This is a genomic window from Crossiella sp. NPDC003009, assembly GCF_053591555.1.
Map to the genome: position 1 here is coordinate 65,741 of NZ_JBSFUA010000030.1, position 14,389 is coordinate 80,129.

16 protein-coding genes are annotated in these 14,389 nt (G+C 71.7%); all 16 read left to right on the forward strand.

Annotated features, from left to right (window positions below):
* Positions 1-1,557: a signal recognition particle protein gene (ffh, locus tag ACWDY5_RS27060; protein WP_252481989.1), complete on the forward strand. Its 1,557-nt coding sequence runs from the start codon at positions 1-3 to the stop codon at positions 1,555-1,557.
* Positions 1,554-2,639, forward strand: a complete 1,086-nt coding sequence (locus ACWDY5_RS27065) for an amidohydrolase family protein (protein ID WP_449724973.1) — start codon at positions 1,554-1,556, stop codon at positions 2,637-2,639. Before ffh ends, ACWDY5_RS27065 begins: the two co-directional genes overlap by 4 nt.
* Before the next feature lie 16 nt (positions 2,640-2,655).
* Positions 2,656-3,747 carry a CPBP family intramembrane glutamic endopeptidase gene (locus tag ACWDY5_RS27070; protein WP_449724974.1) on the forward strand — a complete coding sequence of 364 codons (1,092 nt, stop codon included), beginning with the start codon at positions 2,656-2,658 and terminating at the stop codon, positions 3,745-3,747.
* 71 nt (positions 3,748-3,818) lie between these two features.
* Positions 3,819-4,631 carry a CPBP family intramembrane glutamic endopeptidase gene (locus tag ACWDY5_RS27075; RefSeq protein WP_449724975.1) on the forward strand — a complete coding sequence of 271 codons (813 nt, stop codon included), beginning with the start codon at positions 3,819-3,821 and terminating at the stop codon, positions 4,629-4,631.
* The gene (locus tag ACWDY5_RS27080) at positions 4,628-5,380 is read left to right on the forward strand and encodes a LamB/YcsF family protein (RefSeq protein ID WP_449724976.1); all 753 of its coding nucleotides are present in this window, start codon (positions 4,628-4,630) and stop codon (positions 5,378-5,380) included. Before ACWDY5_RS27075 ends, ACWDY5_RS27080 begins: the two co-directional genes overlap by 4 nt.
* 175 nt (positions 5,381-5,555) lie before the next feature.
* Positions 5,556-6,026 carry a 30S ribosomal protein S16 gene (gene rpsP / locus ACWDY5_RS27085; RefSeq protein WP_449724977.1) on the forward strand — a complete coding sequence of 157 codons (471 nt, stop codon included), beginning with the start codon at positions 5,556-5,558 and terminating at the stop codon, positions 6,024-6,026.
* The gene (locus tag ACWDY5_RS27090; RefSeq protein WP_086789136.1) at positions 6,023-6,262 is read left to right on the forward strand and encodes an RNA-binding protein; all 240 of its coding nucleotides are present in this window, start codon (positions 6,023-6,025) and stop codon (positions 6,260-6,262) included. Before rpsP ends, ACWDY5_RS27090 begins: the two co-directional genes overlap by 4 nt.
* Positions 6,263-6,282: 20 nt before the next feature.
* Positions 6,283-6,801: a ribosome maturation factor RimM gene (gene rimM / locus ACWDY5_RS27095; RefSeq protein ID WP_449724978.1), complete on the forward strand. Its 519-nt coding sequence runs from the start codon at positions 6,283-6,285 to the stop codon at positions 6,799-6,801.
* 15 nt (positions 6,802-6,816) lie between these two features.
* A complete protein-coding gene (gene trmD / locus ACWDY5_RS27100) occupies positions 6,817-7,575 on the forward strand; it encodes a tRNA (guanosine(37)-N1)-methyltransferase TrmD (RefSeq protein ID WP_449724979.1) in 759 nt (252 codons plus the stop codon).
* A gap of 172 nt (positions 7,576-7,747) precedes the next feature.
* Positions 7,748-8,107, forward strand: coding sequence for a 50S ribosomal protein L19 (gene rplS, locus ACWDY5_RS27105; RefSeq protein ID WP_252481996.1), 360 nt, complete (start codon positions 7,748-7,750; stop codon positions 8,105-8,107).
* A gap of 33 nt (positions 8,108-8,140) precedes the next feature.
* Positions 8,141-9,064, forward strand: a complete 924-nt coding sequence (gene lepB / locus ACWDY5_RS27110; RefSeq protein WP_449724980.1) for a signal peptidase I — start codon at positions 8,141-8,143, stop codon at positions 9,062-9,064.
* 89 nt (positions 9,065-9,153) lie between these two features.
* Positions 9,154-9,930 (forward strand): ribonuclease HII, encoded by a 777-nt coding sequence (locus ACWDY5_RS27115; RefSeq protein WP_449725006.1) that lies wholly within the window; start codon positions 9,154-9,156, stop codon positions 9,928-9,930.
* The gene (locus tag ACWDY5_RS27120; RefSeq protein WP_086790123.1) at positions 9,927-10,250 is read left to right on the forward strand and encodes a DUF2469 domain-containing protein; all 324 of its coding nucleotides are present in this window, start codon (positions 9,927-9,929) and stop codon (positions 10,248-10,250) included. Before ACWDY5_RS27115 ends, ACWDY5_RS27120 begins: the two co-directional genes overlap by 4 nt.
* Positions 10,251-10,419: 169 nt before the next feature.
* Positions 10,420-10,821 (forward strand): YraN family protein, encoded by a 402-nt coding sequence (locus ACWDY5_RS27125; RefSeq protein WP_252481997.1) that lies wholly within the window; start codon positions 10,420-10,422, stop codon positions 10,819-10,821.
* Positions 10,822-11,340: 519 nt separating this feature from the next.
* The gene (locus tag ACWDY5_RS27130) at positions 11,341-12,855 is read left to right on the forward strand and encodes a YifB family Mg chelatase-like AAA ATPase (RefSeq protein WP_449724981.1); all 1,515 of its coding nucleotides are present in this window, start codon (positions 11,341-11,343) and stop codon (positions 12,853-12,855) included.
* Between the two features lie 352 nt (positions 12,856-13,207).
* A complete protein-coding gene (gene dprA / locus ACWDY5_RS27135; protein ID WP_449724982.1) occupies positions 13,208-14,356 on the forward strand; it encodes a DNA-processing protein DprA in 1,149 nt (382 codons plus the stop codon).
* The last annotated feature ends 33 nt before the right edge of the window (positions 14,357-14,389 follow it).

The following is a 14,389-nucleotide window of genomic DNA, read 5'->3' on the forward strand; positions in this document are numbered from 1 at the left end:
GTGTTCGACAACCTCTCCGACCGCCTCACATCGGTCCTGAAGAACCTGCGCGGCAAGGGCAAGCTGTCCGACGCCGACATCGACGCGACCTGTCGCGAGATCAGGATCGCACTGCTCGAGGCCGACGTGGCGCTGCCCGTCGTGCGCACCTTCATCGCGCAGATCAAGGAGCGGGCCAAGGGCGCCGAGGTCTCCCAGGCGCTGAACCCGGCCCAGCAGGTCGTCAAGATCGTCAACGAGGAGCTGGTCGCCATCCTCGGCGGCGAGACCCGGCGGCTGAACCTGGCCAAGACCCCGCCCACGGTGATCATGCTCGCCGGTCTGCAGGGCGCTGGTAAGACCACCCTGGCCGGCAAGCTGGCCAAGCACCTGGCCGGGCAGAACCACACCCCGCTGCTGGTCGCCTGCGACCTCCAGCGGCCCAACGCGGTCAACCAGCTCCAGGTGGTCGGCCAGCGCGCGGGCGTGCCGGTGTTCGCGCCGGAGCCCGGCAACGGTGTCGGCGACCCGGTCGCGGTGGCCAGGCAGGCCATCGAGGAAGCCCGCAAGTCCCAGCACGACCTGGTCATCGTCGACACCGCCGGCCGCCTCGGCGTCGACGAGGAGCTGATGAAGCAGGCCGCCGACATCCGCGACGCGGTGCAGCCCGACGAGGTGCTGTTCGTGGTCGACGCGATGATCGGCCAGGACGCGGTCAGCACCGCGACCGCCTTCCAGGAGGGCGTCGGCTTCACCGGCGTCGTGCTGACCAAGCTCGACGGCGACGCCCGCGGTGGCGCCGCGCTCAGCGTCCGCGAGGTCACCGGCCAGCCGATCATGTACGCCTCCAACGGGGAGAAGCTGGAGGACTTCGACGTCTTCCACCCCGACCGGATGGCCAGCCGCATCCTCGGCATGGGCGACGTGCTCACCCTGATCGAGCAGGCCGAGCAGGTCTTCGACGCGCGCGAGGCGGAGAAGCAGGCGCAGAAGCTCGGCGCGGGCGAGCTGACCCTGGAGGACTTCCTCCAGCAGATGATGGCCGTGCGCAAGATGGGCCCGCTGTCCAACATCCTCGGCATGCTGCCCGGCGCCGGGCAGATGAAGGACGCCATCGCCCAGGTCGACGAGAAGCACCTGGACCGCGTGCAGGCGATCATCCGCGGCATGACCCCGGCCGAGCGGTCCGATCCGAAGATCATCAACGCCTCGCGCCGGCAGCGCATCGCCAAGGGCTCCGGCGTGCCGGTCAGCGAGATCAACAACCTGGTCAACCGCTTCTTCGACGCGAAGAAGATGATGCAGCAGATGGCCGGCCGCTTCGGCATCGGCGGCGGCAGCGCCACCAGGGGCGGCGGCAAGGGCCGCAAGGGCAAGAAGGGGAAGAAGGGCAAGGGCCCGACCCCGCCCAAGATCCGCGGCGGCTTCCCCGGCATGGGCGGCATGCCCGGCTTCCCCGGCGGCATGCCCGACCTCTCCGGCATGCCCAAGGGGCTCAACGAGCTGCCCCCGGCGCTGTCCAACATGGACCAGCTGCCGCCCGGTTTCGACCCCTCGAAGCTGAAGTTCGACAAGTGACGCGGGCTCGACCCCCGTTCCACCTGCGCGGCGTCCTCCTGCCGGAGGGCGAGCACCGGGACCTGTGGATCGTGGACGGGCTCGTCTCGCACGAGCCCGTCCGCGACGCGGTGACCCTGGCCGAGGGCGGCTACCTGCTGCCCGGCCTGGTCGACGCGCACTGCCACGTGGGCCTGGGTCCCAGCGGTGCGGTCGAGCTGCCCGAGGCGGCCGAGCAGGCCGAGACCGACCGGGACGCGGGCACCCTGCTGATCCGCGACTGCGGCTCCCCGCTGGACACCCGCCCGCTGCAGGAGCGCGCAGACCTGCCCCGGATCATCCGCGCCGGCAAGCACATCGCCCGCCCCAAGCGCTACATCCCCTACGTCAGCGCCGACCTGGAGCACGAGGAGCTGCTGCCGGCCACCGTGGCCGAGCAGGCGGCCTACGGCGACGGCTGGGTCAAGCTGGTCGGCGACTGGATCGACCGGAGCACCGGTGACCTGGCCCCGCTCTGGTCGGACGAGATCCTCACCGAGGCCATCGCCGTCGCGCACGCCGCCGGAGCCAGGGTCACCGCCCACGTGTTCTCAGAGGACGCGGTCCCCGGCCTGGTCAACGCGGGCATCGACTGCATTGAACACGGCACCGGCCTCACCGAGAGCACCATCGCCGAGATGGCCAGGCGCGGCACCGCCCTGGTGCCCACCCTGATCAACATCGAGACCTTCCCCGGCATCGCCGCCAAGGCGGGCAAGTACCCCCGCTACGCCGAGCACATGCGCGCCCTGCACGCCCGCAACGACGCCACCGTGGCCGCCGCGATCGAGGCGGGCGTCCCGGTCTACGCGGGCACCGACGCAGGCGGCGGCATCAAACACGGCCGCATCGCCGACGAGATCGCCGCCCTGCACCGCGTCGGCATGACCACCGAAGACGCCATCGGCGCCGCCTCCTGGTCCGCCCGCGCCTGGCTGGGCAGGCCCGCGCTGGCCCACGGCGCCCCCGCGGACCTGGTCGTCTACGCCGAAGACCCCCGAGCCGACCTGCGGGTGCTGCGCGCCCCGGAGCTGGTCGTGCTGGGCGGCCACCCGTACACCTGACCCGGGGGAGGACCAGATGACAGGGGCGCCACACCAGGACGACGAGGCCACACCACCCACCGGCTTCGCCCGTCCCGCCACACCGCCAGCCGGCGAGTCCCCGGCCGCGCAGGCCCCGCTCGCGCCCCCTGTCGCCCAGCTCCCACCAGGCCTCGGCGACCCGCCAGCCACCTTCCCGGCCCTCAGCCACGCCCCGGCATCCCCAGCCACCCCGCCCGGCCTCGACCAGCTCCCGGCCACCGCACCCCCGCCCCCGGCCCCCTCACCCGCCTTCGCCCCGATCCAGGCCACCGGACCCCCGTCCTGGTCCGCCTACTCCGCCCCCATGCGCGGCGTCGACCAGAACCAGAACCCCTACCTGCACCCCCGCTTCTACGAGGCCCAGCAGGTCGCCGCCACCCGCACCAGCGTGCACTGGGGCATCCTGGTCTTCGTCCTCGGCTACGGCGCCTTCCACCTGGTCGGACTGGTCATCAGCTCGGTGATGGCCGGCCAGGTCAGCGGTTTCGACCCGGCCGAGCCCCCGGTGCTCGGCCCGCTGCTGCTGCTCTCCTTCGTGCCCAACCTGTTCCTCGGCCTGGTCCCGGCCATCGCCAGCTGGTGGAAGGGCAGCGGCCTGCGCCGCGACTTCGGCATCGTGCCCACGCTGCGCGACGTCAAGGTCGGCCTGGTCTGCGGCGTGATCTCCATCGGCGCCGCCTTCCTGATCAACCTGGTCGTGTTCGGCCTGCGCGGCGAGCCCCCCGCCCCGTCGGGTGGCCTGGTCGCCGCCAACGAGGGACGCACGATCTGGCTGGCCCTGTTCGCGCTGTTCCTGTTCATCGGCGCCCCGCTCACCGAGGAGCTGCTGACCAGGGGCGCGCTCTGGGGCGCGCTGGAGCAGTACCGGGTGCCCAGGTTCGCCATCCTGGTGCTCACCGCGCTGGTCTTCTCGCTCATGCACCAGGAGCCCGAGCGCGCCCTCGGACTGTTCGCCCAGGGCATCGCGATGGGCTGGGCCAGGATGCTCACCGGACGGATCGGCGCCAGCATCGTGGCGCACGCGGTGAACAACCTGCTGCCGGCCGCGTTGATCTTCTTCGCGGCGGACCTCGCACAGGCCGTCTGAACCGGGTAGTCCTACTGGCTAAGGTAGGACAGTTCTTCCCGATCGCAACCCCCAGCTGTTCGGAGGCGCCCGTGAACGCATCGCAGACGCCGGAGCCGTTGGGCGAACCCCCGGCCGCACTCCGGTGGTGGACGACGCTGCGCTCCCTCGGCGAGCGTCCTGCCGATGCGCTCTTCGACACCCCCGCCAAGCCGCACAAGTGGGGCTTCGGCGCCTTCTTGATCTCCTTCGGCGCGTTCCTGCTGGTCTCGGTCACGCTCAGCGCCCTGTTCCGGCCCGCTCCCGGCGGCCGGATCGGCCCGCTGGAGCTGGTCGCGGTGCTGTCCCTGCCCACCCTGACCGGCGCGCTGGTCGCGGTGCTGATCACCGTGGTGCGCGGCAACGGCCCGCTGGCCGACCTGCGGCTGCGCTGGAACTGGCGGCACGCCAGCATCGGCCTGGCCATCGGCGCGATCGCCCTGGTGCCCACCCTCTACGCCACCCGGCTCTGGGCGGCCTGGGTGGGCAACGACCAGGCCACCTCCGCGGTCGGCAAGGTGCTCGACGGAGTGTCCATGTCCCCGGTGCTGGCCGCGATCGTGTTCCTGCACCTGTGGCTGGTCGGCCCGCTGTGCGAGGAGATCGTCTACCGCGGCCTGCTCTGGGGCGCGGTGGAACGGCTGGGCTGGGGCCGCTGGGCCGCGTTCGTGCTCAGCACCATGGTCTTCGCGGTCGCCCACTTCGAGCCGGAGCGCACCCCGCTGCTGCTGTTCATCGCCATCCCGATGGGCCTGGCCAGGATGTACACCGGCGGCCTGCTGGCCAGCATCGTGGTGCACCAGGTCAACAACCTGCTGCCCGCGCTGGGCATGCTGCTGATCATGACAGGGGTGATCCCGGCGTGAGGCTGGACCTCAACAGCGACCTCGGCGAGGGCTTCGGCATCTGGCGGCTCGGCGACGACGAGGCGCTGCTGGCGGTGGTCACCTCGGCGAACGTGGCCTGCGGCTTCCACGCCGGCGACCCGGCCACCATGCGCAGGGTCTGCCAGGCCGCGGCCAGTGCCGGGGTCGCGGTCGGCGCCCAGGTCTCCTACCGCGACCTGGCCGGGTTCGGCCGCCGCTTCATCGACGCCGACCCGGCCGAGCTGGCCGACGAGGTGCTCTACCAGATCGGCGCGCTGTCCGCCTGCGCCCGCGCGGCCGGGACCGAGGTCCGCTACGTCAAACCGCACGGCGCGCTGTACAACGCCGTGGTGCACCACGAGGCCCAGGCTGCCGCCGTGGTCGACGGGGTGCGCGCCTTCGGCGAGCTGCCCGTGCTCGGCCTGCCCGGCTCCCGGCTGCTCGCCGCCGCCGAGGCCGCCGGCCTGCCCGCGGTGCAGGAGGCCTTCGCCGACCGCGGCTACACCCCGGAGGGCACCCTGGTGCCGCGTGGTCAGCCCGGCGCGCTGCTGACCAGCACCGAGGACGTGGTCGAGCGCGCGGTGCGGCTGGCCGAGCGCGGCGAGATCCTGGCGGTGGACGGGTCCGTGCTGGCCAGCGGCGCGCGCTCGCTCTGCCTGCACGGGGACACCCCCGGCGCGGTCGCGCACGCGGTCGCGGTCCGGGCCGCGCTGACCGAGGCCGGCGTCACCCTCAGCGCCTTCGCCTGACCCCGAATTCGTCCCCCGGCCACCCCATCTGGCACAATGGCTGGCTGTCCGCCATGGTCGGTCCCTCTCACCGTGCCACGGCTCCGACAACCGAGCGCACCGCACCCGCAACCCCACGCGGGCAGGCAGGCGCTCACCCGTGAGCAGCACAAAATTTCGAGGAGCACCGCTACCCGTGGCCGTCAAGATCAAGCTCATGCGCCTTGGCAAGATCCGCCAGCCGTACTACCGCATCGTGGTCGCCGACGCGCGCACCCGCCGCAACGGCAAGGCGATCGAGACGATCGGCAAGTACCACCCCAAGGACGAGCCGAGCTTCATCGAGGTCAACGCCGAGCGTGCGGCGTACTGGCTGGGTGTCGGCGCGCAGCCGACCGAGCCCGTGCAGCGCCTGCTCGAGCTGACCGGTGACTGGCAGAAGTTCAAGGGCCTGCCGGCCCCCGCCGAGGGCACCCTGAAGGTCAAGGCGCCCAAGGCTGACAAGAAGGCGCTGTTCGAGGCCGCGCTCGCCGCCGCTGGCGACGAGCCGTCGACCGACGCCACCACCCCGAAGCAGAAGAAGGCCCCGAAGAAGGCCGAGAAGGCCGCCGACGAGGCCCCCGCGTCCGCCGAGGGCGCCGAGAAGGCTGAGGACGCCGGCGCATGACGGTACTCGCGGACGCTCTCGAGCACCTGGTCCGCGGCATCGTCGACCACCCGGACGACGTGCGCGTCCAGCTGATCACGACCCGCCGCGGGCGAACCCTTGAGGTGCACGTGCACCCCGAGGACCTCGGCAAGGTGATCGGCAGGGGCGGTCGCACGGCGACCGCGCTGCGCACCGTCATGTCCGGCATCGGCGGCCGGGGCCTCCGGGTCGACGTCGTCGACACCGACCGCTGAGCACCGCGGACGTCATCTCCGTGAGCACTGAAGTGGTCGTCGGGCGCATCGCCCGGTCGCACGGCATCCGCGGCGAGCTCGTCGTGGACGTGCACACCGACGAGCCGGACGACCGGTTCGCCATCGGCACGGTCCTGACCGGCAAGCCGCGTCAGGGCGCGTCCAGGAGTCTCACCATCACAGCCGCCCGGCCACACGCCGGGCGGCTGCTGGTGAGCTTCGAGGGCGTGGCCGACCGTTCCGCCGCGGACGCCCTCCGCGGGGTCCTGCTCACCGTCCCGGTCAGCGCGCTGCCCGAGATCACCGAGGAGGACGCCTTCTACGACCACCAGCTGGAGGGCCTGGCCGCGGTGGACACCACCGGAGCCGCCATCGGCGTGGTCCGCGAGGTCCTGCACGGCCCGGCTGGCGAGCTGCTCGTGCTCGACGCCGACGGCGCCGAACTGCTCGTGCCGTTCGTGCGGGCCATCGTGCCGGAGGTCGACCTCCAGGCCCGCCGGGTCGTCATCGACCCACCCGAAGGCCTCTTCGACCAGTAGAAACGACGAACGCGCGTGCGCCTGGACGTCATCACTATCTTCCCCGAGTACGTCGCCCCGCTGCGCGAGGCGCTGCTCGGCAAGGCCCTCGACCGCGGCCTCATCCAGCTCGGCGTGCACGACCTGCGGAACTACGCGCACGACGTGCACCGCTCGGTCGACGACAGCCCCTACGGCGGCGGTCCCGGCATGGTGATGAAGCCGCAGGTCTGGGGCGAGGCCCTGGACGACATCTGCCCGGCCGAGCCCGCGCCCCGGCTGATCGTGCCCACGCCGGCGGGCCGCCCGTTCACCCAGGCCATGGCCCACGCCTACGCCATGGAAGAGCACCTGGTCTTCGCCTGCGGCCGCTACGAGGGCATCGACCAGCGCGTGGTCGACGCCGCCTCGGCGCGGATGCCGGTGGACGAGGTCTCCATCGGCGACTACGTGCTCATCGGCGGTGAGGCCGCGGTGCTGGTCATGGTCGAGGCCGTGGTCCGGCTGCTGCCGGGGGTGCTGGGCAACCAGGCCTCGCACGAGCAGGACTCCTTCTCCGACGGCCTGCTCGAAGGCCCCAGCTACACCAGGCCCGAGGTCTGGCAGGGCCTGCCGGTGCCGGAGGTGCTCCGCTCCGGCAACCACGCCGCGATCAACCGCTGGCGCCGCGACCGAGCGCTGGAGCGCACCTACCACCGCCGCCCCGACCTGCTGGCCGCGCTGACCGAGGACGCCCTGGACAAGCACGACCGCAAGCTGCTCGACCAGCTGCGTGCCGAGGACCACCAGTCCTGACCAGGTCGATTTCGTGCCCGACTACCCCGTCTGGCACACTGGACAGGTTGCTGCTGCCGGTCGCTGGCCGGCGCGCACACCGGAAGCTCACCCCTGACGGGCCCTCTCGCGGACACGGCGACGGACCTAGGGCGTAAGTGAGAACTCTGAGAATGACGAGGACGGAACACCCATGAACACCCTGGACGCTCTGGACGCCCAGTCGCTGCGTTCTGACATCCCGGACTTCCGACCGGGCGACACGCTGAAGGTGCACGTTCGCGTCATCGAGGGTTCTCGTGAGCGCGTCCAGGTGTTCCAGGGCGTGGTCATCCGCCGCCAGAACGGTGGCATCCGCGAGACCTTCACCGTCCGCAAGGTCTCCTTCGGCGTCGGCGTCGAGCGCACCTTCCCGGTGCACTCCCCGAACCTGGCCAAGATCGAGCTGGTGACCCGCGGCGACGTGCGCCGGGCCAAGCTCTACTACCTGCGCGAGCTGCGCGGCAAGGCCGCGAAGATCAAGGAGAAGCGGGACACGGTCCCCGCCAAGTGATCGGGGCGAAGTCCCGTCACGTAGCCTGACTTGGTGGCCGACATCGTGGCTTCCCAGCCTCAGCACAACGATCCGGATGACTCCACCCCCGCCCACGGCACCCCGCGTGCCGGGGCCGGGGCAACGGAGGAGAAGCCCTTCCATACGAAGAAGCCCAAGAAAAAGGGCTCCTTCTGGAAGGAGCTGCCGATCCTGATCGTGGTCGCGCTGCTGCTCACCTTCCTGATCCAGGAGTTCCTGGCCCGGGTGTACGTGATCCCGTCGCAGTCGATGGAGCAGACCCTCCACGGCTGCGCCGGGTGCACGAACGACCGGGTGCTGGTCGACAAGGTGACCTATCGCTTCAGCAACCCCGAGCCGGGTGACGTCGTGGTCTTCCGCGGCCCCGACTCGTGGAGCCCGGAGATCGTGGGGTCCCGCTCGTCGAACTCCTTCGTCCGCTGGCTGCAGGGCCTCGGCTCGTTCATCGGCCTCGCGCCGCCGGACGAGCGGGACTTCGTCAAGCGGGTGATCGCGGTCGGCGGGCAGACGGTGCAGTGCTGCGACGACCAGAACCGGCTGCTGGTCGACGGCAAGCCGCTGACCGAGCCGTACCTGTACTGGGAGGCCGACCGCGGCGGTCCCGAGGACCAGACCCGGTTCGGCCCGATCACGGTGCCGCAGGGCCATCTCTGGATGATGGGCGACAACCGGAACAACTCCTCGGACTCCCGTGCCGAGGGCCACGGTCCGGTGCCGGTGGACAACGTGATCGGCAAGGCGCAGGTCATCGTGCTGCCGCCGAGCCGCTGGCAGGGCATCGACGACCCGAACCCGCAGGCCGTCGCCCTTGGCGCCGCGCCGTGGCAGGCCGGGATCCCCGCCGGGGTCGGCATCGCGGGCGCGGTGCCCACGCTCTGGCTGATCCGCCGGGGGCTACGGCCGCTGCGTTCGCGGCAGAAGCGGGAACGCGACTGACCATGGCAGGGGCGAGGACGCGTCCGGCCGGTCGCGCCCATGATCGCCGCGCCGCGCCACCCGCCGAGCTGCCCTGCCCACCGCGTGCGGTGGTCCGTGGCAGCTCGGGCAACTGGGCCTTGCAGGCCGCGCTGGACCGGCGCGGCCTTGGCCCGGTGGCCGGGGTGGACGAGGCGGGCCGGGGCGCCTGTGCCGGACCGCTGGTGGTGGCGGCCTGCGTGCTGCGGCCGGGTGACGTCCGCCGGTTCGAGGGCCTGACCGACTCCAAGCTGCTCACTCCGGCCGCCCGCGACCGGATGTACGACCTGGTGCTGGACCGGGCGCTGGCGCACTCCGTGGTGGTGATCGACCCGGCCGAGGTCGACGCACTGGGCATCCACGTGGTGAACCTGGAGGGCATGCGCCGGGCGGTGGCGCGACTGGCCACCCACCCCGGCTACGTGCTCACCGACGGCTTCCGGGTGCCCGGCCTGACCGCGCCGAACATGCCGGTGGTCAAGGGCGACCAGGCGGTGGCCTGCGTGGCCGCGGCCAGCGTGCTGGCCAAGGTCACCAGGGACCGCATCATGACCGAGCTGCACCAGAAGTGGCCGCGGTACGGCTTCGAGGTGCACAAGGGCTACTGCACCGCGGAGCACAGCGCGGCACTGCGGGCGCACGGCCCGATCGACGAACACCGGTGGAGCTACGCGAACGTCATCGCGGCCGCCGCCGAACACGGCATGGCCCCGCCCCGGCGGGTGAAAACCGGACTGCTCGCGACCGCCCGAAACGGCGTAGCCCCAGTAGTCCAGAATGTGTTGGTTCCACCAGGACGCCTCGCTGAGGGGGCGGCAGTGTCACGACGAGGGGTCGAAGGCGGATGAGCGCGGAGGATCTCGAGAAGTACGAGACCGAGATGGAGCTTCAGCTCTACAAGGAGTACCGCGACATAGTCGGTCAGTTCGCCTACGTCGTGGAGACCGAGCGGCGGTTCTACCTGGCCAACGCGGTGGACGTGCAGGTGCGCAACGCCGACGGCGAGGTCTACTTCGAGGTGCGCATGTCGGATGCGTGGGTGTGGGACATGTACCGCCCCGCGCGGTTCGTGAAGAACGTCCGGGTGATCACCTTCAAGGACGTCAACGTCGAGGAGCTGGACAAGCCAGACCTCCGCCTCCCCGAATCCGGCCCCTTCGGCCAATAGCACACCCCCGCCGCACCCCGCTCCCAAGATCGCGACCTATCCACACCCCCGGGTCCCCACCCCACCCACCAGCCCACTTATCCACACCCCGCCCCACCCCACCTGGCATTCCCCACCCGCTCCCACCAGGGTCGAAGAAGACACCCCGTCCTCCGACCCAGGAGCCCCCATGCCCCCCACGGCCACCCTCACCGCAACCCTGGAATCCCGCGCCACCGCCCACAACAAGACCCTGGGCCGCCGCGGCGAGGCCCTGGCCGCGCAGTACCTGGAGTCCCAGGGCCTGACCATCCTGGACACCAACTACACCTGCCGCCACGGCGAGCTTGACCTCATCGCCACCGACGGCAAAACCCTCATCGTCTGCGAGGTCAAAACCCGCAGCGACCCGGCCTTCGAGCCCCCCGCCGCCGCCCTGACCCCCCGTCAGGCCCGCCGCATCCGCGACACCACAGAATCCTGGCTGGCCCTGCACCACGTCCCCTGGGTCCCCATCCGCTGCGACCTCATCGCCATCCAATGGCCCCCAGGCGACCCCCCAATCCTCGACCACCGCCGCGCCATCCTCTAGCGCGCCCCAGTCGAGCCCCAGCTCCCGCAGGCCCCAGCCCCCGCCTGCCCCATCCCCGCCTGCCCCAGCCCCGCCTGCCCCAGCCCCGCCTGCCCCGGCCTGCCCGCTCGCATCTCCGAGGCGGCCACCCGAGGTAGCAGCCCCCTTCTCGCCCCTCCGCACGTCCTTCACCCAGCCGAGCCACCAACAGTGCCTCGGCCGCCCCGCACGCCCACCCGCGCCTTCCGCGTCCCCGGCCGCTCCCGTCGGAGCCACTCACCCCTCCTCCCCGCCCCAACGTCCCCGCCTTCGCCGCCGCCGCAACGTCTCTCGCCGCCCTCGATCTCCTCCTTCCCGTCTTCTCTGCCGAACCGACACCTCTCACCACCTTCCACCTCCTCCCCTCCTCGTCCGCCACACCGCCCCTTCCTCCCCCCACTTGCCCTCCCTCCCGCCGCTCCCGCTCTCCCCTCCGCCCTCCCACCTCCTTCCTCCTCTCTCTTCTCTTCCCTTCCCTTCGCACTGCCTGGAGTTGCCCTCATGCCCCCGGCCCGAGCTTGGTCCGTAGCCCTCTTCGGCGTGGACGGCCTCCTCGTCGAGATCGAGGCCGACCTCGGCGGCGGCCGTCCCGGCGTACAGATCGTCGGCCTCCCCGACACCGCGCTCCAGCAGTCCAAGGAGCGGGTCAGGGCCGCCGTCTGCAACAGCGAAGAACCCTGGCCCGAGCGGAAGATCACCTTCGCCCTGTCGCCCGCCGCCCTGCCCAAGACCGGTGCGGGCTACGACCTCGCCCTGGCCTGCGTGGCCCTCGCCGCCGCGGCCGCCATCCCCCAGGAGGCGCTCAACTCCACCGCCCTGCTTGGCGAACTGGCCCTGGACGGCAGGCTCCGCCCCATCCGCGGCGTCCTCCCGTCCCTGCTCGCCGCCCGGCGTGCCGGCATCCGCCGAGCCGTGGTGCCCACTCCCACCCTCCCCGAGGCGGGCCTGGTGTCCGACCTGGACGTCTACGGCGCCAACACCCTCGCCGAAGTCCTCCGCTGGCTCCGCGGCCAAGCCGACCTACCCACCCCGCCACCCACCACCGGCGCGCCCACGACCCCCTGCCCCGACCTAGCCGACGTCCTCGGCCAACCCGAGGGCCGCTGGGCCCTTGAGGTCGCCGCCGCCGGCGGCCACCACCTCCTGCTCGTCGGCCCACCCGGCACCGGGAAGACCATGCTCGCCGAACGCCTCGTCGGCCTGGTGCCTCCCCTGACCAGCGAACAGTCTCTCGAGGTCACCGCCATTCACTCCCTGGCAGGCACCCTGTCCCCGGAGTCCCCGCTGGTCACCAGCCCGCCGTTCGTCGCCCCGCACCATTCGGTCTCGGTCGCTGGACTGATCGGCGGCGGCTCCGGCCTGGCCAAACCCGGCGCGATCAGCACCGCCCACCACGGAGTCCTGTTCATCGACGAGGCCGGCGAGCTCGGCCCGCAACGCCTGGAGTCCATGCGCACCGCACTGGAACAGGGCGAGGTCCGCCTGGCCCGCCGCGACGGCCTGGTCCGCTACCCGGCTCGCTTCCAACTGGTCCTGGCCACCAACCCCTGTCCCTGCGCCCCACCCCGCGACAGCGAATGCGTCTGCCTGCCCCCAGCCCGCCGCCGGTACGCCGCCCGCCTGTCCGGCCCCCTGCTGGACCGGGTCGACCTCCAAGTCCGCATGCGCCCGCTCACCCACATGCACGTCGACCCCGACAACCCACCCGAGAACACCACCACCGTCCGCGAACGAGTCCTGGCCGCCCGCGAACGTGCCCAGCACCGCTGGGCCAAACAAGGCTGGCTCAACAACGCCTCCGTCCCCGGCCAAGCCCTGCACCGCGAGTTCGCCCTGCCCAAGTCGGCCACCGCCCTGCTCGACAGATCCCTAGCCCACGGCCTCCTCTCCGGCCGAGGAGCCGACCGCTGCCTACGAGTCGCTTGGACCCTGTGCGACCTCGACGAAGCCACCCGCCCCACCAGCGACCACGTAGCCGCTGCCCTGGAGTTCCGTGACCGAGCTGCCCGCCCCTGAACACCAACCCACCCGCCGCCACCTGTCCCCGGCCTCGCACCGTCCCCACAACACCCAACTTCGCGGCCACCGCCCGAAAGCCCCGCCAACCGCCCGAAATCCCACCGACTGCACGAAGCCCACACCGCCCGCCCGAAGCCCCGCCAATCACTTGAAGCCCTGCGAACCGCCGGACCTCGCACCGATCGCCTCAAGCCCTGCCAACTGCCGGACCTCGCACCGATCGCCTGAAGCCCTGCCAACTGCCGGACCTCCCGCCAATCGCCCGAATTCCGACCAGCTGTCCGAACTCCGCCGACCGCCTGAACTCCCACCGCACGCCCGATGCCCCCACCAACCCGTCAGGAGCCCCGTGAGCGTGGATGCCTCCCGCCTGCGCCTCGCCCGCGCCTATCTCTCGCGAGTCGCCGAACCCCCAGCCCCCGCACTGCACCGCCTCATCAGCGAAGTGGGACCGGTGGAAGCCGCCGACCGCGTCCACCGCGGCGACGTTCCAGAACCCGTCGCCAGGACGACCGAGTCCCGGCGCAACGCGTTCCGTCCTCGTGATGATCTGGCCGCGGCCGCCGCCATCCAGGCCCGCTTACTCATCCCGGAGGATCCTGACTGGCCCAGCTGGCAGTTCTCCAGCTTCATCGCCGCCGCGGCCCAGGGCTCTGAGGACGCCGTGCCGCCGTTGGCGCTGTGGGTGCGTGGCGATGCCCCGCTCGCCGGTCTGGTCGAACGCGCCGTCTCGGTCGTCGGCTCCCGCTCGGCGACCCCGTACGGCGAGGTGATCGCCACCGAACTCGGTATCGGACTGGCCGAGTTGGGCGTCACCGTCGTCTCCGGCGCGGCGATGGGCATCGACGGTGCTGCCCACAGCGGCGCGATCATCGGCAACGGACACACCGTGGCCGTGGTCGCCTGCGGCCTGGACATCCCGTACCCGCTGGACCACCTCGGCCTGTTCCGCCGGATCCTCACCCGCGGCGGCCTGGTGATCAGCGAATACCCGCCCGGGGTCAAACCAGCCAAGCACCGCTTCCTGGTCAGGAACCGTCTCATCGCGGCCCTCGGCGGCGGCACCGTTGTGGTCGAAGCCGGTATCCGCAGCGGTGCCACGAACACCGCCGCGCACACCCGCGCGCTGGGACGTCCGCTGATGGCCGTGCCCGGCCCGGTCAACTCGGCCATGTCGGTCGGCTGCCTCGCCCTGCTGCGCTCCGGTCACGCCGTCCCGGTCGGCACCGCGGCCCAGGTGATCGAAGCCTCCGGCCGCATCGGCATCGACCTGTCCGACACCCCGGAAGGCCCCCGCAAGGACACCGACGGCTTGGAACCCCACGCACTCCGCGTGCACGAGGCGTTGCCGGAACGAGCTGGAATGAGCGCGGAAGAAGTAGCCATCGAGTCCGGTCTGCCCCTAAGTCGGGTCAGAGGACTACTCCCCGCATTGGAACTCGCCGGACTCGCCCAGAGGGGCGACGAGGGTTGGCATCGGCAGCGAGCCAATAGATGATCAAACTGCGAGCACGGACCAGGTCAGCGACCC